This window comes from Pedobacter fastidiosus, assembly GCF_014306625.1.
Taxonomy (GTDB): Bacteria; Bacteroidota; Bacteroidia; order Sphingobacteriales; family Sphingobacteriaceae; genus Pedobacter; species Pedobacter fastidiosus.
This window is the reverse complement of record NZ_JACRYL010000005.1, coordinates 1-26,525: the sequence shown is the minus strand read 5'-3', so window position 1 is coordinate 26,525 and position 26,525 is coordinate 1. Positions and strand designations below refer to the sequence as shown.

Genomic DNA, 26,525 nt, shown 5'->3' with positions numbered 1-26,525 from the left:
TTCCTAGCAATGACGGAGCTGGTTAGATTGAGTTAACAACACCCAGTCTTGATACCTAATACTAAATACTTGATATTAATAAATGGATACACAAAATATAAAACAGCGGTTCGGGATTATTGGCAATTCGCCTTTGCTTAATCGTGCCATAGATATTGCTAGCCAAGTTGCCCCAACGGATATGTCGGTTTTAATTACTGGCGAAAGCGGAAGTGGTAAGGAGGTTTTTTCTCAAATTATCCATCAAATGAGTGCTCGTAAACACGGCGCATTTATCGCTGTAAACTGTGGTGCAATTCCTGAGGGAACTATAGATTCAGAATTATTCGGTCATGAGAAAGGTTCGTTCACCGGCGCCCACGAAGCCCGAAAAGGCTATTTCGAAGTAGCCAATGGCGGAACAATTTTTTTAGATGAAGTTGCAGAGCTTCCATTAGGAACACAAGCTCGCTTACTTAGGATTTTAGAAAGTGGAGAATATTTGCGTGTAGGTTCATCTAAGGTTCAGAAAACAGATGTAAGGATTATCGCAGCGACCAATGTGGATGTGTACAACCGCGTAAAAAATGGAAAATTCCGTGAGGATTTATATTATAGATTAAATACAGTTCCATTACGAATTCCTGCCTTGCATGAACGTAAAGAGGATATTTACCTTCTGTTTAGAAAATTCTCTGCAGATTTTAGTGATAAATACCGAAGTCCGGCTTTGCATTTAGAACCAGAAGCCGTGCAGATTTTAACCAATTACAGTTGGCCAGGAAATGTACGTCAGTTAAAAAATATTGCTGAACAGATTTGCGTTTTGGAGAAAGAGCGCAATGTAACTGGTCCGGCAATTTTAAATTACATTCCGAACGAAGCAGGCAGTAATTTACCAATGACGATTAACTCCAACTCGAAAGAAGATTTTACAGAAAGAGATATTTTGTACAAGGTGCTTTTCGATATGAAGAAGGATATGGTAGAGCTTAAAAAACTTGTTGCAGAAATTATTCAGCATGGTGGCAATACGGCAACAGTTTTGGCTGATAATCCTCAATACATTAATCAACTTTATAGAGATGTAGAATTGCCAGCAGGGCAGGAGCATGCTTTTACCATTCAGCAACCTACCCCAAATAATAACAACAACATTAATGGGAACAACAATTCTGATTATTTTGCACATGATGCAGAAGAAGTAGAAGAATCCTTATCGTTGGTTGATAAGGAATCAGATTTGATAAAAAAGGCACTGAAAAAGCATAAAGGGAAGCGTAAATTTGCAGCTCAAGAATTGGGAATCTCTGAACGGACACTTTACAGAAAAATTAAAGAATTAAATTTATGAGGAAATTATTCGGATTTCTACTCGTTGCAGTATTAAGTTCTTGCGCATACTCTTTCGGTGGAGCATCTACCGTAGGATTAAAAACAGTAACCGTTAGGGTTTTTGAAAACAATGCACCACTTGTTATACCAACGTTGAGCAATCAATTTACGGAAGCTGTAAAAACGAGAATTCGTAATCAAACTAGCTTAAGCATTACCGCGAACGATGGTCAGGCAATTTTTGAAGGCCGTATTACAGGCTATGACATTAAACCCGTTGCTTTACAATCTAGCGCTACGCCAACGGCTGGTGCCAACCGTTTAACCATTACGGTTGCTGTAAAATTTACCAATACAGTAAGGGCTAAAGATAGCTTTGAAGAAAGTTTTACAAGATATTTTGATTTCCCTTTAAATGGAGGTTCTATCCAGTCTCTTTTGCCTGGAGCGATAGAAAACATCAATAAGCAGTTAACTGAAGATGTTTTTAACAGAGCTTTTGCGCAATGGTAATTCTGTTTCTGATTTAAAATTTCCAAAACTAAAGACCAATTGAGCCTTTAAAAAAGCCGAAACATTTTTAACTTAGCAGCAAACCTCAATAATGGATAACAAAAAGCTACTGGCAGATTTACTTGCACAACCCGGAAAGGTTGGGTCAGAGCACGTTCCCATGTTGCAGGAAATGCTTAAAGAATATCCATACGCACAACCCATTCATTTACTTTTGGCAAAAGCCGATTCGCAGTTTGTGCCAAAAGCATCACTTTATAGCAATGGAAATGTGCTGTATAATATTCTTCAATCTGTAAAGGCTGAAGAGTTGATTGAGACTGAAGTTGAAGCTAGTTCAGAAGAAACTGAGCAAACCGGATCTGAAAGTTTCGCTGAAGTCGATGCAGAAACCACTCAAGATGAGCAAGATATTTTTGATGAAATTGGTGAGCCGGTAGAGACTGAAGTTGAAGCTAATTCAGAAGAAACTGAGCAAACTGGATCTGTAAGTTTGGCTGAAGTTGATGCAGAAACCACTCAAGATGAGCAAGATATTTTTGATGAAGTTGAAGAGCCGGTGGAGACTGAAGTTGAAACTAATTCAGAAGAAACTGAGCAGGCTGAATCTGAAAGTTTCGCTGAAGTTGATGCAGAAAGTACTCAAGATGAGCAAGATATTTTTGATGAAGTTGAAGAGCCGGTGGAGACTGAAGTTGAAACTAATTCCGAAGAAACTGAGCAGGCTGTATCTGAAAGTTTCGCTAAAGTTGATGCAGAAAGTACTCAAGATGAACAAGATATTTTTGATGAAATTGGTGAGCCTGATGAAAATCCAGCACCTCAAATTACACAACAAGTAAATATTGAAACGCCAAATAACCTGCCGGGGATAGATCGTCATTTAATGGATTTGCCTGCCGATGCCGATTCGTTTATTGAGCGGGTAGAGCACACCGATTTTTTTGCTTTTGAGCAGAAGCTGAGTACCGATGTTATATCTGAAGCACCTCACATAGAAACGGTAACTCCAGATGAACCAGAGGTAAACTTTGTATCTAAATACGATGATGACCAATTGCCTTATACTTTTTTGTGGTGGCTGGCCAAAACCCGTAAAGAGCACGAGCAGATTTTTCAGCCTTATGCACAGCCAAAACCTGGAGTAGCAAAACAACAGCAACAGCAGAAACAAAACCAAGAAAGAGCAGAGTTTCAGCAACAGTATGTTGAGCACATTTTCCACATTCAAACGCCTTTCGAAGTCGCTGATCATTTAGCAGAATATCCATCAACAGAGATTAAGGATGCAAAGGGTGCAGAGATTATAGAAAAGTTTTTAAAGGAAGACCCGACAATAAAACCACCAAAGCCAGAGCAGATTGATAATGAGAATAAGGCGAAAAAGAGCGCTGAAGATCATTACGACCTTGTTTCGGAAACTTTGGCGAAAATTTATATCGAGCAAATGCTTTATCACAAAGCCATAGATACTTATAAAAAATTAAGTTTGAAATATCCGGAAAAAAGCCGTTACTTTGCCGACCTTATCCAATCTATAGAAAAGAAATTTTAAAATATAATATTATCATGATAACGTTTTTAATCATTTTGTTAATTGTTGTGTGTGTAGCTTTAGGTTTATTTGTTTTGATCCAAAATCCTAAAGGTGGTGGTTTAGCTGCAGGCGGTGGCGGTAGCAATATGTTTGGTGTACAACGTACAGGCGATGTTTTAGAAAAAGGATCGTGGGTTTTATTGGCTGCGATTGTTGTTTTAACCTTATCAATTACTACAATTGCTAAAACTAGCGGTGGCGCAACTGCTGTTGGCGGAACATCAACTATACAAGAGCGATTAGATAAAACACCTTCTCCATCTCCAATTGGTGGCGGTTTAAACAATGCAGCACCTGCAAAACCAGCAACTACAACAGATACTACAAAGAAATAAATTAATAATCATTAGCATTTCGAAAGCTTTCCTCAAAAGGGAAAGCTTTTTTTAGGTTTTGGAGATTGTGAAAGATAGCTTCAATTTATAGATCTTGTTAAGATTACTTCGTATCTCGCAATCACGAAATGTTTGCAGTTTTTCCGCAAAAGTTAAAAAAGGCTGTGTTAACCCAGAAGAAGATTCTTTTAAATCTCAATTATTGGCAATTGCGAAAAATATCTCCTGCCAAGCTGACACTTAAAATTTTGCAATATTCTTTAAATGTTTAAAAAATTGACAGTACGGGTGTAAATTTGTCCCTAGAAAGCTATTGGCATAAAAAATGTTAATTGTATGCGTAGTTAAAAAACTTAAAATCAAAATAAAAAAATAATAAAAGTTATGGCGTTAAACCTTAAACCAATTGCTGGCAGTTCGAACAGAGTAATCGTTGAACCGGCTGCGGCAGAAGAAAAAACTGCATCGGGTTTGTATATCCCTGATACTGCTAAAGAAAAACCATCCAAAGGAACTGTAGTTTCTGTTTCTGAAGAAGATTCTGAAGGTAAAAAAGCTACTGTAAAAGTTGGTGATGTTGTTATTTATGGTAAATACGGTGGTACCGAATTCCCTTACGAGGGTAAAGATTACTTAATTATGCGTGAAACTGATATCTACGCTGTTGTTGGATAAATAAAAATTAGCAGATGCGATAATTAGTTAATTAGCTAATCATCAAATCATCATATTATCAAATTTTAAAAAAATGTCAAAACAAGTAAAATATAACGTAGAAGCACGCGACGCCCTGAAACGCGGTGTTGATATTCTTGCAAATGCAGTAAAAGTAACTTTAGGCCCAAAAGGTCGTAATGTTATTATCGATAAAAAATTCGGTTCACCAGCAATTACTAAAGATGGTGTAACGGTTGCTAAAGAAATCGAATTGAAAGATGCGGTTGAAAACATGGGCGCTCAAATGGTTAAAGAAGTGGCTTCAAAAACAGCAGATATTGCTGGTGATGGAACAACAACTGCTACGGTTTTAGCTCAAGCTATTATTACTACTGGTATTAAAAACGTTGCTGCAGGTGCAAATCCAATGGATTTGAAACGTGGGATCGATAAAGCGGTTATAGCGGTTGTTGCTAATTTAAAAGCACAATCTCAAGCTGTTGGTGATGATAATAATAAAATTAAACAAGTTGCATCTATCTCGGCTAACAACGACGAGAAAATCGGTTCGTTAATTGCTGAAGCAATGAGCAAAGTTGGTAAAGATGGTGTAATTACTGTTGAAGAAGCAAAAGGTACTGAAACTGAAGTTAAAACAGTAGAAGGTATGCAATTTGATAGAGGTTATTTATCTCCATATTTTGTTACCAATGCAGATAAAATGGAAGCTGAATTAGAAAATCCTTACATTTTAATCTACGACAAAAAAATTAGCAACATGAAAGAATTGTTGCCAGTTTTAGAGAAAACTGTTCAAACTGGTAAGCCTTTAGTAATTATTTCTGAAGATTTAGATGGTGAAGCTTTGGCTACTTTAGTGGTAAACAAAATCCGTGGATCACTGAAAGTTGTTGCTGTTAAAGCTCCAGGTTTTGGCGATAGAAGAAAAGCAATGTTAGAAGACATCGCAATTTTAACTGGTGGTATTGTTGTATCAGAAGAAAGAGGTTATAAATTAGAAAATGCTGATTTAACTTATTTAGGTTCTGCTGAGAAGGTTGTTGTTGATAAAGACAATACAACTGTAATTAACGGTGCTGGTAACTCTGATGATATTAAATCTCGTGTTAGCCAAATTAAAGCTCAAATTGAAACGACTACATCTGATTACGATAAAGAAAAATTACAAGAGCGTTTGGCTAAATTAGCCGGCGGTGTTGCAGTTCTTTATGTAGGTGCAGCGAGTGAAGTTGAAATGAAAGAGAAAAAAGACCGTGTTGATGATGCTTTACACGCAACTCGTGCAGCTGTAGAAGAAGGTATTGTTGCTGGTGGTGGTGTTGCTTTCATTCGTGCAGTTGAAGCTTTAGCTGATTTGAAAGGTGCTAACGAAGATGAAAATACTGGAATCCAGATCATTCGTCGTGCTATTGAAGAGCCATTACGTCAAATTTGCGAAAACGCAGGTATTGAAGGTTCTATTGTAGTTCAAAAAGTAAAAGAAGGAACAGGCGATTTCGGTTATAATGCACGTACTGATGTTTACGAAAACTTAATTGGTGCTGGTGTTATCGATCCAACTAAAGTAAGTCGTGTAGCATTAGAAAATGCAGCATCAATCGCAGCGATGTTATTAACCACAGAAGTTGTATTAGCAGACGAACCTGAAGAAGGTGGTGCTGGCGCTCATCCTCCAATGGGTGGCGGTGGCATGGGTGGTATGATGTAATCAACGCCTAACTGTCTATTGCGAAATACTTTCGTGTAATATTATTCCCCCGAGCTTAAAAAGCTTGGGGGTTTTTTTATGCCCAAATAGGCTTCAATATGGGTTTTGTGGATGTTTGAGGGCTTTTTACCTCCCTCGATTCGTGTAAATATTTGATATTGTAAGCAAAAAATTACGTTCTTTGAAACAGATTATTTAAAGAATAAATATAGAAGATATTTTTATCCAACATCCCCTTTTAAGTTACTCTCTCAGAAGAGCACACCAAACAGCTTCTGATTCTTAAAAGGTGCGCTCTTTAAATGATTCCCTTAGTGTTAGAGATTTATGAAGACCAGTTGTAGAAGGAAGTGGCCTTATGTTGCCCTATTTTTTGGGGTATTGTTTTTTACCTCATCTTGTTTCGCTCAATTAACCATCACAACTGTTGATGCGGGTCCATATACTCCAGGGAGTACAATTGCAGCTGCATTTGATATCGATCCTGCAACCTGCATCACTCCAGGAAATACATTTCAATTATATCTATCAGATGCGAGTGGTAATTTTGCTACAGAAACGTTAATCGGCACCTATAATAGTTTTTACAGTACCTATGTTAATGGAGTTATTCCAATTGGCACACCTGCAGGAACAGGTTATCGGGTTAGAATAAAATCGACCACGCCAGCAATGATCAGTTCAATTTCTGGTCCTTTTGAGGTTAAGGCTGGTCCTACGGTTTCCGCAAAAATTTCTTCAGCTCCCTTATTGAATGCCTCAAATCAGGAAACATTTGGAACCTGTATCCCATCGGCCAATAAGGATTTCTTTTTTAATGATTTATCTACAGTTGGAAGTACCGTTACAGCAACCGTTACCGATGAAATTAATGGCGGAGCACCAGCAAATTTAAATTTTACTTCGGGCGTGCCTACGTTCAAAGCTCAACTGGCACATTATACAGTTTTTGCCAAAGCCGTAATGCCAAATGGAACTGTTGGTACAAAAGCTTATTTAATTGTGAACAATACTGTGGTAACTGCTTTTGCAACTAGCGGGAATAATATTGTTTGTTTACCAGCGGGGTTTTTAGAATTCACGGTTACAACTTCTGGTACGGGCGGAATCCAAAATAACTTTCCGGGAGATATTTATAAAATTAATTGGGGAGATAACACCACTTCGACCTATACTTTATGCGATATTTTAACCAATTCGGATAAGGTTAGGCATCTCTACACCAAATCATCATGTGGAATAAACTCAACAGGAAGTAGCGGAACAATTTATAATGTTTTTGATGTTGTAGTAAGCGTAAATAACAGTTTTTGTGGTGATGTTGGAACCGCGGTTTCTACAACGGCAAAAGTTGTAGTTAAGCCCGTAAACTCTTTCGCTTTTAGTACGCCAGGCTGTACCGCAACCAATATCACATTTGTAAATACATCAATTGTTGGAGAAAACCCCAACACGAATACACCGGGTTGTACGCCAAATAATGTAACCTATAATTGGTTTGTGGATGGTGTGCTCGAAAAAGCCAACCAACCTAGATCATTTAGTTTAGTTAAAATCTTCGCAACACACGGCCCTCATGTTATTCGGCTAGAATCTAACAGTAATGGAGCATGTAATGCAGATCCTGTTGAAATGCCCATCTGTATTCAAGATCCTCCGAAGCCGGCGTTTACACTTCCTTCACATACTGTATGTGCGCCAAGCACGCTTAAGGCGACAGATATTTCGATTATAGATCCAATTTGTAGCGCAACAAATAATTACTCGTGGACCGTTACTCCTGCCGTTACTTTTGCGAACGGAACAACAGCAACGAGTAAAGAGCCTGAGTTTAATTTTACTGTTCCTGGAAACTATGTGATTACGCTAAGCATTTCATCAGCCTCTTGTGGAAATATCGTTTCAGCGCCACAAACTGTTGTTGTAAACGCAAGTCCTACTGCTGTTTTATCTCCAGATATTGTTCTATGTAATTTAGCTACTTACGATTTTAATCCAACCACAACTGGTCCTACAAAAACTACTCTAACAGGAAGTGCTCCAGGAGCCGTAACGCCATATTTGTGGACCGTTACCGGTGGAAGTTTCACTTTTACGGGCGGAACAAGCGCAACCTCACAATATCCATCCATAAAATTTAATGATTATGTAGAATATACAGTAACCGTGACCCACACCAACAATTGTGGAACGGCTACCGCATCACAAAAACTAACTTTTATTACAGCACCTGTTGTAAATGCCGGACCAGACCAAACAACCTGTTTTATTGGGGCAAGCTTTACTTTAAATGGAGTAATAACCGGAACCACTACGAGCCAAAGTTGGATAGGTGGGTTAGGAACCTTTTTGCCAGATCGAAATACATTAACTGCAACTTACACACCAACAGCAGCCGAAAAAACAGCAGGAAGTGTTAATTTAATTTTAAGAGCAATTACAGGTTTAACTGGGCCATGTGCGCAGGTTGATGATGAAGTTGTTTTAAAAATTGAACCAAATCTCACCATCACCAGCCCAGCAACAAAAACAATTTGTACAGAAACAAACGTTAACTACACACCGATAAGTAGCCCTGCTGGCGCAACATTTACTTGGACAGCAACAGGCTCTACCACGGCCTCTGGTTTTACGGCCTCTGGCTCAGGACCCATAAATGATTTAATAACCAATAGCGATTTATCAGCCGATGCTACAGTAACTTACCTAATTACGCCTCGATTAAATAACTGTGACGGTGTTCCTTTTACACTGATTGTAACCGTTAGAGCGCAAAGCTCTGGCGGAACAACAAGTGGAGATGTAGCAGTTTGTAGTGGAACAAATGGTGGCAATATTGGCTTAGTAGGTCAAATTGGAAATATCATTCGCTGGGAAAGATCGGTTGATAACGGGGTGAGCTGGATTCCGATTGTATCGACAGCAAATCCTTATGTTTTCTCAAACTTAACGGTGACAACCAAATTTAGGGCAATTGTATCTAATGGAGTATGTGCGGAGGCTAGTTCTACAGTAAGCACCATAACCGTTAATGCAGGTACAACGGCTTCTAATGCTGGAGCCAATCAAAGTTTATGTAGTGGAAATCAAGCCACGTTAAATGGAAATAATCCTGCGCCATATACGGGAACATGGACTTTAGTTTCTGCTCAAACTGGCGTTACCATTACAGATCCAACTTTATATAACACAACGGTAACAGGCTTGATTCCCGGAGAGAATTACACTTTTAGATGGACAATAACTGGTTTCGCAACCTGCCCCACCACTTTTTCTGAGACAATGGTTACTTATTATCCAAGTTTAATAAATACCATAACCTCTACCTTTACAACGGTTTGTTCTGGATCTAATATCTCCATTATTGGCAATACGCCAACCGGCGGAAGTGGCACTTATACTTTCCAATGGCAAAGTAGTCCTGATGGGGCAACCTGGGCTAATGTTAATGGACAAACAGGAAAAGATCTAACAATACCCATTACGGCTTCCACTTTTTATAGAAGGATTGTAAACAGTAATACGTGTACCTCAAACAGCAATTCAATTCAAATTCAGACCTTGCCGGGTTTGGGAAACAATACAATTTCTGCCGATCAAAGTATTTGTGTTGGCGGTGTTGCGAATCAAATTACGGGTTCTACACCAACTGGTGGAAGTGGGACTTACCTTTATCAATGGCAATCTAGTTTAGATAATGGTGTAACTTGGGTTGATGTTAATGGCGCTACCGGAATTAACTTTACACCTCCAGCACCAACAGCAACTGTTTTATATAGGCGATCGGTTTCCAGTGGAGCTTGTTCTGGTAATTTAAGCAATCAAGTTAAAATCACTTTAAATCCTCCGGCTAGAGCAGAAATTACTTATACTTCTGATACGGGCTGTCCGCCATTTGTTTTAACCCCTACCAATGTTAAGGCAACGCCATACCCCGATAGAAACAATACTTATACTTGGTTTGCAGATAATGTTCAAATTGGAACAGGAATTACTTTCCCTGGTTTTACCATTGTTGGCGATAATAAAAGTGTTATTATCAAACTTGTTGTTACCAGTAGTTTGGGCTGTATTGGTGCAGAAACTTCACACACATTTTCAACCCAGCAAAGTGTAACGGCGAGTTATACACAATCTGCAACCCAAGGTTGCGGGCCATTATCGGTTAATTTTACCAATACCTCAAACTCTCTAACTGCTTCTGCCTTTAAATGGGATTTTGGTAATGGAACTACATCAAACCTGGCTCAACCACCAGCTGTAATTTATCAGGCAGACCCGACAGGAAAAGACGTTACCTACACCGTAATTCTAAGTGCAGTTACCCCTTGCGGAACAACAACTCAAACCTCAACGGTATTTGTTCAAGGAAAAGCCGTTTCAATTTTTAGTCCTGATAAAACCGCAGGCTGTTCGCCTTTGACGGTTAATTTTAGTAATACATCTCCGGAGAGTTCTGGAACAACATATACCTTCGATTTTAATGATGGTTCTCCACTTGTAACCACGACGGATAGAAGTACGGTTAGCCATTTATTTACCACTTTGGTCGTTCGCGATTATGTAATTACCATGACGGCCGAAAATGCCTGTGGTAAAAGCACTTCGAATTACACCCTTCGGGTTTCCCCAAATAATATTACGCCAGAAATGGTAGTAAATGCTGGCGAGTTGCAGGGTTGCGCACCATTAACCGTTAATTTTTTCAACAACACCAAAGGTGCTAATCGTTTTGTTTATGATTTTGGTGATGGAAGTGGGACACAAGTTACCAATTCTGCACCAGAAGTTGTTCAGCATGTATTTACAAAAGCTGGTGTATATACGGTTACGTTATATGCCTCGAACAATTGCTCGAATGCACAAACAACAGAAACGATAACGGTCTTGGATCAGCCAACAGTTGGCTTTACATCAGATAGAACGATAGGTTGTGATGGAACTTTGGTGAAATTTAAAAACAGCAGTAAAAATGCGATTGGTTACCTATGGGATTTTGGAGATGGAACCACGTCAGCAGAATTTGAACCTCAGCATACTTACAAAGGTTCGGGTGTAAATTATACAGTTACCTTAACTTCAACTAATCTTTTGGGCTGTAAAAATACTGTAACGGTACAAAATTACATCAGTATAGTTGCGCCACCACAAGCATTTTTTACAATAAGTCCCGGTAATGAAACATCGATTCCTAATTATACTTTTAGTTTTAAAGATACCAGTTTAGGTGCCGTAAGCTGGGAGTGGAGTTTTGGAGATGGCTCTGTTTCTACGCTTCAAAACCCAATTCATACCTATGCTGAAGAAGGCGTTTATAATGTAACGCTCAAAATTTTAAGTAAAGAAGGTTGCTCTTCAAATACTTTCCAATCGGTGCGGATTATTGGTGTACCAGGCTTTTTAAATCTGCCTAATTCATTTATGCCCGCAAGTGCTAAAAACGAACTTCGAATTTTTAAGGCAAAGGGGAGAGGAATTCAGGATTGGCACATGATGATCTTTAATAAGTGGGGGCAAATGCTTTGGGAAACCACAAAACTTGATGATAATGCACCAATGGAGGGCTGGGATGGAACTTACAATGGACAACCACAACAACAAGGCGTTTATTATTGGCGCATAGAAGTAAAATTTATTAATGGAAGCGATTGGAAAGGAATGACATATGATTCTTCTCCACCGAGAAAAACAGGCTTAATATATTTAATAAGATGATGATGAGGAGGATGATGTTTTTTATGCTTGTGCTGAGCTTGCCTTTAATTTCTTTTGGGCAAGATCATATATTCTCGCAATTTTATAATGCACCGATTTACTTAAATCCGGCACTAACAGGACAGTTCGAGGGCGATATTCGGTTTAATGCTTTGTATAGAAATCAATGGACAGGCTTAGCCAGCGATTTTTCGTACATGAGCGCATCGGCAGATTTAAACCTGCAGAAGATTAACAGTGGCTTAGGCATAATTTTTAACCGAAGTAGTGAGGGAACAGCTTATTTAGTCAAAAATAATGTAGCCCTAAGTTATTCTTATATTATTGGAGGCGATGATTTTACGCTGTCTTTTGGTTTGCAAGGCGGTATCACCAATCAAAAGTTAGATTGGAGTAAGCTTGTTTTTGGCGATCAGGTAGATTTGAGTCAGGGTTACATTCCGGGCAGTGTGTCTGGTGCAGAAAGGCCGAGTGTAGATAGTCGCTTTTACTTCGATGCAAATGCCGGCGCCAATTTGGTATATGGAAAATTTATGCTGGGAGCAGGAATGCATCACCTCAATCGCCCAGACGAATCTTTAAGTGGTTTTCAATCTAAGCTCCCGATCCGTATTTCTGGAAACTTGAGTTATAAACTTTCTTTGATTCCGGATCAATATGATCGAGATGGAACCTATCTAATTCCCTCTGTGGTGGTTTATAAACAGCAGAATGTGATGTCGTACAGTTTTGGTACTCAGTTTAAATACGCAGGTATTAATGCAGGCATTTGGTATCGTAATGATGGAAATTCTAACGGCAACGATGCAATTGTATTTTCGGTAATCTTCGATATTTTTAATCGTAGAACCAATGGAGAGAAATTTAGATTAGGAATTAGTCACGACGCTACAACCTCGAAACTTAACTATACCAATACCAGCGGATCTACAGAAATTGGAGTTGGCTATGAAAAATATTTTCCAAATAGTTCTAATGGTGGTAGAGCAAATGGCTTAAGATGTTACGATTTTTATTAATTTGGCTTTGTTAAATTGAAGCCAAAATGAACGATCTACTAGATAGCAACCATTTTATAACGCAAAGCGAAGTCAATAAATTTCTTTTAGCTACACTCCTTTGTGGCTTAATTGGCGCTGAACGCGAATATCGAAGTAAATCAGCCGGGCTAAAAACCATGATGATGATCGGCTTGGGCGCCACATTATTTACAATTCTTTCTATAAAAATAGGCGCCACAAGTCAAGATAGAATTGCCTCAAATATTGTAACCGGAATAGGATTTTTAGGAGCGGGAGTAATTTTTAAAGAGGAAAACAGAGTTAAAGGTTTAACAACCGCTTGCATCATCTGGATTGTTGCAGCCATCGGCATGGCAATAGGTTCGGGCTATTATGAACAGGCAATCGGCGTTACCATCGTTGTGCTTTTGGCGCTAATTATCTTTCCTTTCCTAGAAGAAATTGGCGATCGCCGTTTTACAAAACGTATTTATCGAATCGTTAAAAAACAACATGCCCACGGCGATTTGGAAAGCTATGAAGAAGTTTTTAGAGAGAACAAACTTAAGCCCCAACGCGGAAAGCATCAACTGGTAAATAACATTATTACAGGAAATTGGGTAGCTACGGGAACACCGAAGAACCATCAAAAATTCGTTGAAAAAATGTTAAAGGATAATGAAATTATAGAGTTTGATTTTTAAAGGCTAACTAAAAGTTGAAATTAATATTCTGATTATATTTCACTCTAACGGGAATTCCTTTTTGTTTAGCTGGTTTCCAACGTGGAGCCGAACTTAATACCCGTCGTGCTTCTTCATCTATAGAGGGGTAAACGGATGAGATTATCTTAATATCGACAAGATTTCCCTTTTGATCAACCACAAAGATTGCCATAACTTTTCCTCTAACACCCGCTTTTTGCGCATCAGCAGGGTATTTGGTCGCTGAGCCTAAATAGTTATTCCATGCTTTTTGTCCTCCCGGAAATTCGGGAGCCTCCATGTTTGTAGTATAAGAGTAAGTTTTGCCTTCTTTAGTACTTTCTCCTGAGATCAATTTATTAGCATCGTAGGTTTCTTTATAGGTATCTGTATTTTTAGAAAACTTTCCGGTCCAGATGCCTTGCTTAAATCCGTTAACATAATCGCCTTCCTCTACAAGCTCGTCATCTTTGTATTTCGTAATTTCTTTTAAATGGCCGTTTCCATCCACAATATTAGCCACACCATTAGAATCTGCATCGTAAATAATTTTGGAATTTGTATTGAATATGAATTCGTTTAATGATGAACTAATTCCAATCATTTGGTTATCTATGGGTGTATTCTTAATGTACTCTGCTCTTCGTTTCTCTTTGCCATTGCTGTGATAAAATATGGAGGTTCCAGAGAGAACACCTTTATCATAATTCATAATTTGAGTTCTTCTACCTGTACTATCAAAACTTAAAACAGGCCCCTCAAAAATTAATCTGGGCTCGAAAGCACTTACATACCCCTGAGATTTCTTTTTTCCATTTTTAAAAAATTCTATTAATTTGAAACGGGTATCTCCAGAATCCGGTTCTTGAATAACCCTTATAAGATCGGCTTCTTTTTGGTCTAAAACCTCTTTTCCATTATCCTTTAGATAATAAATATTTTGTTTTTTCTGTGCCTGAACAGATAAACATAATGCAAATAATACGGTGGTGAGGAAGCGTAATTTCATTTGGTAAATCTAATTAGAATTGATAAATATTAAAACGGATTAAATTAAATTCTTGTAAAGAAGACATTATATTCAGAAGATAATTTTATTAAAACAAATCTTAGCTTTGTACAACTAACTAGCTTCATGATTAAAGAACAGATTTCGGTTTTCGATATTTTTAAAATAGGCATTGGCCCATCAAGTTCTCACACGCTTGGTCCGTGGCGAGCTGCCCAACAATTCACCGCATCACTTAAAGAAAAAAATCTTCTAGAGGATGTGGAGATGGTTAAAATATTGCTTTACGGCTCACTTGCTAAAACAGGTAAAGGCCATGGAACAGATGTTGCTATTCTTTTGGGCTTAACTGGAGCAGATCCTGTAACTTTTGATGTTGATGCAGTTACACCAACTTTTGAAGGAATTCAAACCAGTAAAAAACTAAATTTAGCAGGGCAGTTAATTATTAATTTCGATTACAATAACGATTTACTTTTCCTTTTTGCCGAAAGTCTCCCGTTTCATCCGAACGCGGTTACTTTTCAAGCCTTTTTAAAAAGTGGTAAGGCTTTTTCTGAAACTTATTATTCCATAGGTGGTGGCTTTGTAGTTAAAGAGGGGGAAGATAATAGCCAAAAGGTGCAGGTTGATTTGCCCTTTCCGGTTGAAAAAGCAAAAGAACTCTTGCATTGGTGTTTATCTACAGGATTAAAAGTGAGCGAAATAGTAATGGAAAATGAAACTGCCTGGCGACCAGAATCGGTTACCAAAGCGGGCATACTTCAACATTTCGCCGTAATGCGAGATTGCACTTACCGAGGTTGCCACACTACAGGTTTTTTACCGGGTGGATTGGATGTTGCCAGAAGAGCGTTTCCATTAAATAAAAGGTTGATTGGCAAGAGTGAATACCACGATTATGATAGCTGGTTAACCGCGATCAGAAACGGTGGAAATGGCTTCAATTATATATTAGATTGGGTAAGTTGCTTTGCACTTGCTGTTAACGAAGAAAATGCTTCATTCGGACGAGTAGTTACAGCGCCAACAAATGGTGCAGCAGGTGTAATTCCAGCTGTTTTACAATATTATATCGCTTTCTGTGATGGTTATTCTGATGAGAAAATCATTCAGTTTATTGCTTGTGCATCAGAGGTTGGAAGCATCTTCAAAAAAGGAGCAACCATCTCAGCTGCGATGGGTGGTTGTCAGGCAGAAATTGGAGTTTCTTCTGCAATGGCTGCTGCAGCATTAACCGAATGTTTAGGCGGTTCTCAAAGACAGGTTTTAATGGCTGCGGAAATCGCTATGGAGCATCACTTAGGTTTAACCTGTGACCCAATCGGTGGACTAGTTCAAATTCCTTGCATCGAAAGAAATACCATGGGGGCAATAAAGGCGATTACCGCAAGTCAGTTGGCTTTACAAAGTAATCCTGATAAAGCAAAGGTAAGTTTAGATGCGGTAGTGAATACGATGTGGGAAACAGCCTTAGATATGAATGCTAAATATAAAGAGACTTCTGATGGTGGTTTGGCTACGAATATCCCGATTAGTTTGCCTGAGTGTTAAAAGGCCTCACCTATTTAAAGGTAATGGTTTGGGTGGGTTTGTGCTGTCCCTCTCCGGAAGAGAGGGATTTCAAGGACAGAATTTAAACCAAGTTATCAATATCTGTGTTCATCTTTTCTTATCTGTGGTTAAATTCTCTTTAAGTTTTGTGTTCTTTTGTGGTTAAAAGGCCTCACCCTATTTAAAGCTAGTGGATTGGGTGGGTTTGTGCTGTCCCTCTCCGAAGGAGAAGGATTTGAAGTGTAGCAATTTAAACCAAGGTATCAAGGATTTAGAGGGCAAGAAGTTAAACCTAGTGGTTAAATTCTCTTTAAGTCTTTGTGTTCTTTTGTGCCTTTGTGGTTAAAAGGCCTCACCCTATTTAAAGGTAGTGGATTGGGTGGGTTTGTGCTGTCCCTCTCCGGAAGAGAGGGATTTCAAGGACAGAATTTAAACCAAGTTATCAATATCTGTGTTCATCTTTTCTTATCTGTGGTTAAATTCTCTTTAAGCCTTTGTGTTCTTTTGTGCCTTTTTGGCTAAAATCTCTGCATCCAACTTATATTTTCTTAAATGCCTTATATCGTAAAACCCTTTTGCCGGTAAACCTAAAACAAACCCGAATAATTCAACACCAACCACCAAAGCCCCGTTGTAATAAACGATAACAAAATCCCTATCCCAACCACCAGATTAGAAACCTTTGGATTTAAATTATATTGGTCGGCAACAACGCCAGCGGTTAACAATGTCGGCATTGCCATTTCGAAAATCGTGATTTTGGTAATCATGCCGTTCATCCCTAAAAGCAAAGCGATAACCAAAATTGAAAGTGGTGCCAAAATCAATTTGTATAATAAAGCAAAGCTGATGTGTTTGATTTCACTAAACCATCCTCCAAATTTCAATTGTAATCCAATAGAAAATAAGGCCAGCGGACCAACAGTTCCGGCCAGTTTATCAAAGAGAATATCCAAAGAAGATAAGTTTAAATATCGAGGTAAAATCAAGGCCAAAACGCAACCAATCAATGGGGGAAAAGTAAGCACTTTTTTAAGTACAAGTTTAGCACTTAATTTCTGCTGTTGCGAAGAACGAATTGCAACAATAATACCAATGGTAGATAATAACGTAAAAGTAACCTGGTCGCAGATTATGGCAATAGCCAATTCCTTTTCGCTGAAATAGGCGATAATTAACGGAAAACCAATAAACGAAGTATTGCTCAACGAACTCACCAGTTTCAATCCACCAGAAGTGGCCCTGCTAATTTTTGTAAACTTCGAATAAATGGTGATGAATAACCAACCCAACATCCAGATACAAATCGGGGCCAAAGCAGGAAATAATAAGTCTTTTGTCCAGGTAATATGCGGGAGATATTTAAATGAAACCGCAGGAAGAGCGATGTAAATTATCCAAGCATTAATGCCCTTATGAGCGTCTTTTGGTAAGGTTTTACTTTTGCGGAAAAGAATTCCCGCGAGGATACATAGTCCGATTAAAATGAAATTTGCCATTGAATACGGCAAAGATAGCGATAAAAGAAAAACGCCAATAAGAATTAATCCTATTGGCGTTTCGAAAAGAAAATTATTTTATAAATGCGCTCTTAAAATCCAGGCCATTTCTTCATGCTCTTCCATTAAACCAGTCAAATAATCGCTGGTTCCGGCATCGCCATACTCATCAGCAATTGGATTAATATTTCCTCTTATGAATTCAATAATGGTTTCGTGGTCAGCTAATAAATCCTTAATGTAGCCAAGGCTATCATTTTTTCTTTCGCTGTATTCTGTTAAATGCGTTAGCGCTAAAAAGTTTTTAAGGGTAGCAGGAGCATAATGTCCAATCTTACGGATTCGCTCTGCAACGCTATCGATAAACCCCTCTAATAAACCGTATTGTTCCTCAAAAAATTTGTGCTTTGATAAGAAATCAGCGCCTTCAACATTCCAATGAGCGTTACGGGTTTTGGTATATAAAACATATTCATCGGCTAATAATTTAGCCAATTGTTCTGAAACTGCTTGTCTGTTTTCGGGCGATATTCCAATATTTGTTTTCATGATTTTTTCTATTTTGATAAATTAAATTTACTCTTAATAGTTTTAAAACAAGAAAGTTAATATCATGCTTTTGTTAAATAATTTAGCTGGTTGGTTTCGGCTTTTTCTTGTGCCAAACCTTTTTCTTGCCATTATTTTGATGCGGTCTTTTCTCCTCAACATGGGTAATTTCCATTGCTGAAATATGCTCAGGCAAAGTCATTTTCGGAACTTCCTTTTCAATCAATTTCTCAATATTATCAAACTTGCGCTTATCCTTACCGTTAACTAAAGTAATTGCAGTTCCTTTTGTCGAAGCTCTGGCCGTTCTTCCAATTCTATGCACATAATCTGCAGGGTCGCCCGGAACATCGTAATTGATCACCAAATCGATTCCCTCTACATCAATACCGCGAGATAAAACATCCGTTCCAATTAAAATTGGCAATCTTCTATTTTTAAAAGCAAGTAAAATATCTTCGCGTTCTTTCTGCCCTAAATCTGAATGGAAAGCCTCCGCTTTAATTCCTAAACTTTTAAAAGTTTTGTACAGTGCTTTAACTTTATCCTTTGTAGAAACAAAAATGATACTGCTTTTATAAGTACCATCCTTAAAAATATCAGTCAATAAAGCCTGTTTTTGCTGGTCATGTATAAGGTATGCCTGTTGGTTAATTCCCTCAGCAGGTTTAGCAATCGAGATGGTAATTTGTTGTGGTTCGTGCAAAATCTTGCCCGCCATTGCCCTAATTTTTGGCGCCATTGTAGCCGAGAACAAGAGTGTCTGGCGTTTTTCTGGCAAGTAACTGATGATGCGAATAATATCGTCATAGAAACCCATGTCCAGCATTCTATCGGCCTCATCTAAAATTAAATGCTGCAAATGTTCCAATTTTAAAACACCAGAAGAAAGGTGCGCCATCAAGCGACCAGGGGTTGCAATAATTACATCAACACCATCACGCATCGAGCGTTTTTGTTGTTCGTAAGCAATGCCATCACCACCGCCATAAACAGCAAGCGAGCTGATGTTGGTGAAATACGCAAGCGCTTCAACCTGTAAATCAATCTGTTGAGCAAGCTCACGCGTTGGCGCTAAAATTAAAGTATTGTTGTGCCTATCTTTCGCCCTCATTATTTTATCCATCACCGGAAGTAAATAACTGGCTGTTTTTCCAGTCCCTGTTTGGGCGCAGGCAATAAGGTCGTGATTATCTAAAATTACGGGAATGGCTTGTTCTTGTATCGGAGTAGCGCTTTTATACCCCATCGCCATCAGGCCTTCGTATAAGTCGGGGTTAAAATTAAAGTCGTTAAAATTCAATCTGTTGTGTTTATTTATTTTAGCAAAAGTACCTTAAAATACGGCGAATAGCAAACCGGAGTTAAAACTCGATATGTTAAAGGATTTGGAAAGCAATGTTCGGTGTAAATCGGTTGCGATAGTCCCGCCCTCTCTTCTGCCGAAGAAAAAATCGGCATCCGTTAAATCGGGTTTAGATAACTCGGGCCTTTGCAAATAAGTCTGGTTTTCTAGTGAGTTTAAATTAAAATTTCTTAAGAATTTAAACCTCGTAGTTTTTCAAAACCTGCGAGGTTTGTCGTGACAACCCTAAACTTAGTAAGTCGATTCAACGATTTATTTCTCATTATAAAAACAAAGCTCTAAATTAGTTTTCTTAACCAAGCCCAAATCATGACCGAACCCAAACAACGCCTGCTCTCTTTAGATTTTTTTAGAGGCTTAACCGTAGCCGCCATGATTTTAGTAAACAATCCTGGAAGTTGGGGTCATATTTACGCCCCTCTAGAACATGCAGAATGGAATGGTTGTACACCAACAGATTTAATTTTCCCTTTTTTCTTATGGATCGTTGGGGTTTCCATTGCCTTTGCCATGAGCAGTAGTAAAGCCGATCCATCAACGCACAATAAAACAATTTTCAGAGCAGTTAAAAGAGGCTTAACACTTTATTTTTTAGGTTTTTTCCTAGCTATCTTCTCTAAAATTATAAATGCAATAATTGATCATAGATCCATTTGGGAGGCTTTTGAAACGGTAAGAATCCTCGGAGTATTACAAAGAATTGGAATTGTTTTTATCATCAGCAGCATCATTTTTATTAAAGCATCAGAAAAAGCAATTTTCAAAACCTTAATTGTAATTCTTGCAGTGTATTGGGCTTTAATGACGTTTGTTCCCGTTCCTGGAGTGGGTTACGCAAATTTGGAAAAAGAGACTAATTTGGCGGCATGGATTGATCGTGGTATTCTAACCGAAGCACATACTTGGGCGTCTTCAAAAACCTGGGATCCTGAAGGTGTTCTAAGTACTTTACCCGCCATCGGAACCTGCCTGTTTGGGATACTCGTTGGGGTTTGGATGCGCAGGAAAGATGTGGATCAGGCAACCAAAGTTTCTTGGCTCTTCACCGTTGGGCTTCTATCCGTTATTGCCGGTTTATTATGGGATTTACAGTTTCCAATAAACAAAGCATTGTGGACAAGCTCCTACGTTTTATATGCAGGAGGCCTTGCATCCATTGGTTTAGCCCTTTGCTATTGGCTTATTGATGTGCAGGGATATAAAAAATTTACCATACCTTTTGTGGTTTATGGGGTAAATGCAATAACGGTTTTTTTCCTCGCAGGCTTAATGCCCCGAGTATTAAATATGATTACCGTTACCCAGGCAGATGGAACTAAAACACCATTGCTGGTTCATTTTTATGCCACCTGTTATCAACCCTTTTTCTCCCCAATAAATGCATCATTAGTTTGGGCAATTACGTACGTTCTTGGGTTTTATGTGCTCCTTTGGATTATGTATAAAAAGAACATCATAATTAAAGTATAATTACTAAATTGGCCAAAGCAACCGATTGAATTAAGCTGAAGATTGAAAAAGAAAACTACCATATATGATATTGCCAAGGAGCTAAATATCACAGTTTCAACTGTATCTAGAGCCCTCAGCGGATTTCCTGCCATAAGCGACGCCACAAAGAAAGCGGTAATTGAAACGGCAAAAAAACTAAATTATAGCCCAAATAGATTAGCATCAGCATTAAAATCTGGTAAAACGCATATTATTGGGGTAATTGTTCCAAGCGTTCAGGCACATTTTTTTGCATCAATAATTCACAGCATAGAGGAAGGCTTGAAAGATAGCGGTTACCGAATAATTCTGTATCAATCTAACGAATCTGTCGAGAACGAAATTAATGGGGTTAGAACACTTTTAGAGGCACAAGTAGATGGGATTATGGCTTCTCTCTCCTTAGAAACTCAGGATGTTTCTCACTTCGCAGAAATTGTAAAACAAAATAAACCACTGGTGCTTTTTGATCGAGTAAACCCGGCTTTAAAGGTGCCAACTGTTACGCTTGATGATTTTGGCGCCGGATATCTAGCTACTCAGCATTTAATAGATCAAGGTTATAAGAAAATTGCTTTCATTACAACCATCCATCAAATTAAAATTTTTAACGATAGATTAAAAGGTTATAAAGCGGCGCTCGAAGCAAATAATTTGCCGGTGCTTGAGGAAAATATTGTTTATGGAGGCTTATCTATTAAGGATGGTAGATTTGGTGCAGGAAAATTATTACGTGGAGCGGATAAGCCTGATGCAATTATCGCTGGAGATGACTTTACTGCTTTGGGCGTGATTAAAAAACTGAAGGAAGTTGATGAAACACCACCAGAAATAGGTGTTATTGGCTTCGCGAATGAGGCTTTTTCGGCATACATTACGCCAAACCTTTCTACCATAGATCAGCATGCCAACCAAATGGGAAGTGAATGTGCAAAAATGTTTTTAAAAATGATTGCTCAGCAAAATCCTTATCAAAATATAGATCACGTAGTGCTTAACCCAACAGTTGTAGAAAGGCAATCTACTACTAAATTGCCTTCCTAAATTTATTCGAACAAACTTTTTCTGATCCCCATTTCCAATCCGCGGATTTCTGCCAAACCCTTTAAACGACCAATAGCCGAATAACCGGGGTAAGGATTTTTAGCAAGATCATCCATCATTTGGTGCCCATGATCCGGTCGCATTGGGATAGATCGATTTTCTTTTTGCATTAATTTTACCGCCTCTTTAACCAAAGCAAACATATTGGCATTACCCTCTAAGTGGTTGGCTTCAAAAAAGTTTCCTTCATCGTCTCTTTCGGTACTTCTCAGGTGCAGAAAATAAATTCTAGAGCCCAGTCGTTCAAGCATTCCGGGTAAATCATTATCTGGCCTTGCGCCAAAAGAACCACTGCAAAAACATAAACCGTTTGATTTTGCAGGCACTTTATTTAAAATGTATTGCGCATCTGCTTCGGTACTCATAATTCTTGGCAAACCTAATATTGGATAAGGTGGATCATCTGGATGGATGGCCATTTGCATTTCATGCTGATCGGCAGTTGGTGTAATTTCCGACAGGAAAGTAGTTAAGTTTTCTCTTAAAATATCTGCTGTAATTCCTTTAAAACCATCTAATAGTGCTAAAACTTGTTCAGGGGTAAAATGGTCTTTACTTCCTGGCAGACCCTGTAAGCAATTACCCATTAATTCAGTTCTGGCTTCATCATTTAGCTGTTCAAAGTAAGTTGTGGCCTTATTTATTTCTTCCCCCGAATAGTCATCTTTGGCATTTGGCCTTTTAAGCAAGAATAAATCAAAGGCAATAAAGGCTGTTTTTTCAAATCTTAAGGCCAAAGCGCCCGTGATGGTTTTGTATTTTAAATTGGTTCGCATCCAATCTAGTACGGGCATAAAGTTATATGTGATGATTTTTATCTCACAAGAAGCAAGATTTTCTAGACTGATTTTATAATTTTCGATATAGGTTTTGTAGTTTCCTGCTCTTTTTTTAATGTCTTCGTGTACGGGTAAGCTCTCAACAACACTCCAAATCAGGTTAAATTTCTCTATTTCTACCTTTCTTTTTTGAATTTCTTCTGTAGTCCAAATTTCGCCAACTGCGATGTGATGTAAGGCTGTTACCACACCGCTACATCCAGCCTGTTTAATGTCTGTAAGGCTTACAATATCATCTGGCCCATACCACCGCATGGTTTGTATCATATTCATATTTTTTGTTAGTTTAAATTATTAATGCAATCGGTACAGTATAAAAATACACCATTTTTATCTATCTGTGGCGCAAAAAAATAAAAAATAAAAATATTTTATGCAATCGGTTGCAAATTAATTTTTTAATTTCTACTTTTAACCTAACCAAATATACTTAAGCTCCGTTCTCCACTTCTAACCAGGCGAATAGAACCTTAAGGTTATTTAAATGGCAGGCCAAAAACTGCAAATTAAAATGAACCTTTTATGAGAAAACCTAGACAAAAAACTTTTCTAAAGTGTGTGGTGTTGCTAATCCTATTATTAGGTCTGACGCCATCCCTGCTTTTCGCTCAAAAAATTTTAAAGGGAAAAGTATTAGATGAAAAAAATCTGCCCTTGCCCGGTGCAGGTATTAAACTTAAGCTTTCTGGAAAAGCTACAGTTACTGGAGATGATGGAACTTTTACCATCAGCGCTCCAGAAAATGAAAAAACAATTATCGTATCATTTATTGGTTATCCGGCCCAAGAAATCGATATTAAAAATGGTGTAACTACTTACAATGTAACCCTCACGCCAGATTCGAAGAATCTTAATGAGGTTGTCGTAATTGGTTATGGTACACAAAAGCGTAGAGACGTAACCGGTTCGGTAGTTTCTTTGAGTGGCGCCGCCATTAAAGAAGTTCCTGTTGCGAACATTCAACAGGCATTGCAAGGAAGAATGGCTGGGGTAGAAGTTCAAGCGGTAGGTACAAGGCCCGGTGCTGGTGCACAAATTCGAATTCGTGGAGAAAGATCTATCAATGCCTCAAACGACCCACTTTTTGTGGTTGATGGAATTCCTTACAGCGGAACATTGAACGACATTAATCCTGATGATATTGCAAGTTTAGACGTATTGAAAGATGCATCAGCAACTGCAATTTATGGATCTCGTGGTGCAAATGGTGTAGTTTTAATTACAACCAAGAGAGGAATCGCTGGCGATACCCGCGTTTCATTTAATACTTATTATGGTGTAAGTAAAATTACCAATAAATACAATGTTTACGATGCTGACCAATACAGAGCATTACGGGATTATTCCATTTTTACTCAAGATTATTTGGCCGACGAAAAAGCAGGTATTGCAAGTGGTAGAAATACAGATTGGCAAGATTTGTTGTATAAGGATGGTTTCATGACCGATAATAACCTAAGCATTTCTGGTGGAAGTGAGCAAAGTCAATTCTCAGTAGGAGGAGGTTATTTCAAACAAACTTCAGCTTTGCCTAGTCAGGATTTTACCCGTGCTTCTATGAAAGCAACGGGCGATTTTAAGGTTGGTAAACGTGTAAAAATTGGTTTTAATAACTTAACCAATTTTAGCATTACCAATGGTTCTCAATTTGGGTTGAATGTATTTCCCTTGTTATCATTGAGTCCACTTACCTCTCCTTATAATGCTGATGGAAGTGTAAACCTTAAACCCTCAGGAAATTTAGACGATTTAAATACAACCTACAATCCATTGATGCTTCTTACAAATGAAAATCAATGGGTAGATCGAGTTCGTCGTTTCCGTACATTTAACAGTCTTTATGGTGAAGTTCAAATCATCGATGGATTGAAATATCGTTTAAATGCAGGGTTAGATTTTAACCAAGAGGAGGGTGATCAATTTAGAGGTGCAAACAGTTATTTCAGACCAGGATTAGGAAACACAGCATCTGTTAACAACGGAACAGGAACAAAATATTCGTTAGATAATTTAGTTACTTACGATAAAACCTTTGCCCAAAAACATCGCGTTTCGGTTACCGCATTATTTGGTTTCGAACGTGAGCAATATCACAATACTTCAGTTAGCAAAGATTCCATCACTGCGGATTTCGTTCAGTTTTACAATCTAGGTCAATCTTCAGTTGGGCCAGTTGCCATCTTGGGCGGAAGTGAATCATCAGCTACGCTAATTTCGATGATGTTAAGAGCAAATTATGTGTACAACGATCGATACATGATTACTTTAACTGGTCGTAGAGATGGATCTTCACGTTTAGGAGCAGGAAATAAATGGAAAGAATATCCTGCAGTTTCTGCAGGTTGGAGCATCACAAACGAAGAGTTTATGAAAAACTTAAAGGTTATTTCTAATTTAAAACTTCGTGCAGGTTTCGGAATTACCTCAAATCAGGCTGTGCCCGCTTACAGTACTTTGGGCGGTGTTGCATCCAATAATGTTCGATACAATTATGGACCATCATCACAAATTGGATATTATGTAACTAAAATTGTTGATCCGAAATTAGATTGGGAATATACACGTACAACAAACATCGGTTTAGATTTTGGAGTTTTAGATAACCGCATTACAGGTAGTGTAGATTATTATACGGCAAAAACGGATAAACTTTTATATGGTGTTCCTTTGCCTCCAACTTCTGGAATTTCTGAGCCATACCTAACCAACATTGGAAACGTAACCAACAAAGGTTTAGAAGTAGCAATCTCAAGTCAGAATATTAAAACCGAAAGTGGTTTTTCTTGGGGAACTGATTTAAACTTTTACTTCAATAGAAATAAATTAGTGGCCTTAAATGGCAGCGTTACACAGGTTACGAACGCACAGTTATTTGTGGGCCAACCGTTAACGGCAATTTTTGATTACAATAAAATTGGCATCTGGCAAACTAACGAAGCGGCTGAGGCAGCGAAATATGGATTTGTTCCTGGTCAGCTTAAGTTGGAAGATCACAATGGTGATGGAAAATTAACTGTTGATGATAAATATGTAATCGGTAATGCACAAGCCAAACTTCAAGGCGGTATTACCAACCGTTTTAATTATAAAGGATTCGATTTCTCGTTTGTACTTTATGCACGTTTCGGTGGCACATTAATTAGTCAAATTCATCAGCCACTTGCAGGTTATTTAACCATTAATGATGGACGTAGAAACCAATTGGCTGTAGATTATTGGACCCCAACTAACCCTACAAATGTATTCCCATCACCAAACGTTTCTGGCGGACAAATTACATCAGCCTTAACCAGTGATGCAGGAAGTACTTTGGGTTATTACGATGCCAGTTTTATTAAAATGAGAAGTATAAACTTCGGTTACTCATTAAGCAATAAACTCGCAAATAAATTAGGTGCTCAAAAAGTAAAAATTTATGTAACAGCTCAAAACCCTTTTATTCTGTACTCGCCATATGTTAAAGCTGGTGGTTTAGTGGATAAACCGCTTCAAATTGACCCCTCTTCGCCAATCTAAAAAGTTCCCCTTAGCCGAGTTAATTTGATAAGG

18 protein-coding genes are annotated in these 26,525 nt (G+C 38.3%); 13 read left to right on the top strand and 5 right to left on the bottom strand.

From position 1 onward, the window contains the following. Positions 1 to 82: 82 nt before the first annotated feature. The 9 genes from H7U22_RS06500 to H7U22_RS06460 all read left to right on the top strand — a co-directional run bounded on the left by H7U22_RS06500 (position 83) and on the right by H7U22_RS06460 (position 13,565). Positions 83 to 1,333: a sigma 54-interacting transcriptional regulator gene (locus tag H7U22_RS06500; RefSeq protein WP_187070543.1), complete on the top strand. Its 1,251-nt coding sequence runs from the start codon at positions 83 to 85 to the stop codon at positions 1,331 to 1,333. Beyond that, the gene (locus tag H7U22_RS06495) at positions 1,330 to 1,827 is read left to right on the top strand and encodes an LptE family protein (protein ID WP_187070542.1); all 498 of its coding nucleotides are present in this window, start codon (positions 1,330 to 1,332) and stop codon (positions 1,825 to 1,827) included. Before H7U22_RS06500 ends, H7U22_RS06495 begins: the two co-directional genes overlap by 4 nt. Positions 1,828 to 1,918: 91 nt before the next feature. Beyond that, complete coding sequence (locus tag H7U22_RS06490) at positions 1,919 to 3,382, top strand: ICP22 family protein (RefSeq protein WP_187070541.1); 1,464 nt, start codon at positions 1,919 to 1,921, stop codon at positions 3,380 to 3,382. Between the two features lie 14 nt (positions 3,383 to 3,396). Beyond that, complete coding sequence (gene secG / locus H7U22_RS06485) at positions 3,397 to 3,759, top strand: preprotein translocase subunit SecG (RefSeq protein WP_187070540.1); 363 nt, start codon at positions 3,397 to 3,399, stop codon at positions 3,757 to 3,759. A gap of 384 nt (positions 3,760 to 4,143) precedes the next feature. After that, positions 4,144 to 4,434 carry a co-chaperone GroES gene (locus tag H7U22_RS06480; RefSeq protein ID WP_056086646.1) on the top strand — a complete coding sequence of 97 codons (291 nt, stop codon included), beginning with the start codon at positions 4,144 to 4,146 and terminating at the stop codon, positions 4,432 to 4,434. 73 nt (positions 4,435 to 4,507) lie between these two features. Then, a complete protein-coding gene (gene groL / locus H7U22_RS06475) occupies positions 4,508 to 6,145 on the top strand; it encodes a chaperonin GroEL (RefSeq protein ID WP_187070539.1) in 1,638 nt (545 codons plus the stop codon). Between the two features lie 327 nt (positions 6,146 to 6,472). Next, complete coding sequence (locus tag H7U22_RS06470; protein ID WP_187070538.1) at positions 6,473 to 11,860, top strand: PKD domain-containing protein; 5,388 nt, start codon at positions 6,473 to 6,475, stop codon at positions 11,858 to 11,860. Further along, positions 11,857 to 12,879: a PorP/SprF family type IX secretion system membrane protein gene (locus tag H7U22_RS06465; protein ID WP_187070537.1), complete on the top strand. Its 1,023-nt coding sequence runs from the start codon at positions 11,857 to 11,859 to the stop codon at positions 12,877 to 12,879. The genes H7U22_RS06470 and H7U22_RS06465 overlap by 4 nt, the downstream gene beginning before the upstream one ends. A gap of 26 nt (positions 12,880 to 12,905) precedes the next feature. Continuing rightward, positions 12,906 to 13,565, top strand: a complete 660-nt coding sequence (locus H7U22_RS06460) for an MgtC/SapB family protein (protein ID WP_187070536.1) — start codon at positions 12,906 to 12,908, stop codon at positions 13,563 to 13,565. 7 nt (positions 13,566 to 13,572) lie between these two features. Here the strand turns inward: H7U22_RS06460 and H7U22_RS06455 are convergent, their stop codons facing one another. After that, entirely contained in the window at positions 13,573 to 14,574 is a 1,002-nt protein-coding gene (locus tag H7U22_RS06455; protein ID WP_187070535.1) for an energy transducer TonB, read from the bottom strand. 126 nt (positions 14,575 to 14,700) lie between these two features. On the opposite strand from H7U22_RS06455, the gene H7U22_RS06450 reads away from it, so the two are divergent. After that, positions 14,701 to 16,128 (top strand): L-serine ammonia-lyase, encoded by a 1,428-nt coding sequence (locus H7U22_RS06450; RefSeq protein ID WP_187070534.1) that lies wholly within the window; start codon positions 14,701 to 14,703, stop codon positions 16,126 to 16,128. A gap of 587 nt (positions 16,129 to 16,715) precedes the next feature. Here H7U22_RS06450 and H7U22_RS06445 read toward each other — a convergent pair. The 3 genes from H7U22_RS06445 to H7U22_RS06435 form a co-directional block, all read right to left on the bottom strand. Next, positions 16,716 to 17,627, bottom strand: a complete 912-nt coding sequence (locus H7U22_RS06445) for an AEC family transporter (RefSeq protein ID WP_187070533.1) — start codon at positions 17,625 to 17,627, stop codon at positions 16,716 to 16,718. Between the two features lie 78 nt (positions 17,628 to 17,705). Next, positions 17,706 to 18,176, bottom strand: a complete 471-nt coding sequence (locus H7U22_RS06440; protein WP_187070532.1) for a Dps family protein — start codon at positions 18,174 to 18,176, stop codon at positions 17,706 to 17,708. Positions 18,177 to 18,258: 82 nt separating this feature from the next. Then, a complete protein-coding gene (locus H7U22_RS06435) occupies positions 18,259 to 19,479 on the bottom strand; it encodes a DEAD/DEAH box helicase (protein ID WP_187070531.1) in 1,221 nt (406 codons plus the stop codon). Positions 19,480 to 19,851: 372 nt separating this feature from the next. Here H7U22_RS06435 and H7U22_RS06430 point away from each other — a divergent pair, with 372 nt between their 5' ends. Continuing rightward, on the top strand, positions 19,852 to 21,012 hold the full coding sequence (locus tag H7U22_RS06430) for an acyltransferase family protein (RefSeq protein ID WP_187070530.1): 1,161 nt from the start codon (positions 19,852 to 19,854) through the stop codon (positions 21,010 to 21,012). 42 nt (positions 21,013 to 21,054) lie between these two features. After that, positions 21,055 to 22,077, top strand: coding sequence for a LacI family DNA-binding transcriptional regulator (locus tag H7U22_RS06425; protein WP_187070529.1), 1,023 nt, complete (start codon positions 21,055 to 21,057; stop codon positions 22,075 to 22,077). 2 nt (positions 22,078 to 22,079) lie between these two features. Here H7U22_RS06425 and uxuA read toward each other — a convergent pair whose 3' ends face one another. After that, entirely contained in the window at positions 22,080 to 23,249 is a 1,170-nt protein-coding gene (gene uxuA, locus H7U22_RS06420) for a mannonate dehydratase (protein ID WP_187070528.1), read from the bottom strand. A 249-nt stretch (positions 23,250 to 23,498) separates the two neighbouring features. Between uxuA and H7U22_RS06415 the strand changes: the two genes are divergently transcribed. After that, positions 23,499 to 26,492, top strand: a complete 2,994-nt coding sequence (locus H7U22_RS06415; RefSeq protein WP_187070527.1) for a SusC/RagA family TonB-linked outer membrane protein — start codon at positions 23,499 to 23,501, stop codon at positions 26,490 to 26,492. The last annotated feature ends 33 nt before the right edge of the window (positions 26,493 to 26,525 follow it).

Bases quoted from the DNA above. Each gene is read 5' to 3' on its own strand.
- H7U22_RS06500 (WP_187070543.1), top strand. From the start codon at position 83: ATGGATACACAAAATATAAAACAGCGGTTCGGGATTATTGGCAATTCG.
- H7U22_RS06430 (WP_187070530.1), top strand. From the start codon at position 19,852: ATGACCGAACCCAAACAACGCCTGCTCTCTTTAGATTTTTTTAGAGGC.
- H7U22_RS06460 (WP_187070536.1), top strand. From the start codon at position 12,906: ATGAACGATCTACTAGATAGCAACCATTTTATAACGCAAAGCGAAGTC.
- H7U22_RS06450 (WP_187070534.1), top strand. From the start codon at position 14,701: ATGATTAAAGAACAGATTTCGGTTTTCGATATTTTTAAAATAGGCATT.
- H7U22_RS06415 (WP_187070527.1), top strand. From the start codon at position 23,499: ATGAGAAAACCTAGACAAAAAACTTTTCTAAAGTGTGTGGTGTTGCTA.
- uxuA (WP_187070528.1), bottom strand. From the start codon at position 23,249: ATGAATATGATACAAACCATGCGGTGGTATGGGCCAGATGATATTGTA.
- H7U22_RS06480 (WP_056086646.1), top strand. From the start codon at position 4,144: ATGGCGTTAAACCTTAAACCAATTGCTGGCAGTTCGAACAGAGTAATC.
- H7U22_RS06495 (WP_187070542.1), top strand. From the start codon at position 1,330: ATGAGGAAATTATTCGGATTTCTACTCGTTGCAGTATTAAGTTCTTGC.
- H7U22_RS06455 (WP_187070535.1), bottom strand. From the start codon at position 14,574: ATGAAATTACGCTTCCTCACCACCGTATTATTTGCATTATGTTTATCT.
- H7U22_RS06445 (WP_187070533.1), bottom strand. From the start codon at position 17,627: ATGGCAAATTTCATTTTAATCGGACTATGTATCCTCGCGGGAATTCTT.
- H7U22_RS06490 (WP_187070541.1), top strand. From the start codon at position 1,919: ATGGATAACAAAAAGCTACTGGCAGATTTACTTGCACAACCCGGAAAG.
- H7U22_RS06470 (WP_187070538.1), top strand. From the start codon at position 6,473: ATGAAGACCAGTTGTAGAAGGAAGTGGCCTTATGTTGCCCTATTTTTT.
- H7U22_RS06465 (WP_187070537.1), top strand. From the start codon at position 11,857: ATGATGATGAGGAGGATGATGTTTTTTATGCTTGTGCTGAGCTTGCCT.
- secG (WP_187070540.1), top strand. From the start codon at position 3,397: ATGATAACGTTTTTAATCATTTTGTTAATTGTTGTGTGTGTAGCTTTA.
- H7U22_RS06440 (WP_187070532.1), bottom strand. From the start codon at position 18,176: ATGAAAACAAATATTGGAATATCGCCCGAAAACAGACAAGCAGTTTCA.
- groL (WP_187070539.1), top strand. From the start codon at position 4,508: ATGTCAAAACAAGTAAAATATAACGTAGAAGCACGCGACGCCCTGAAA.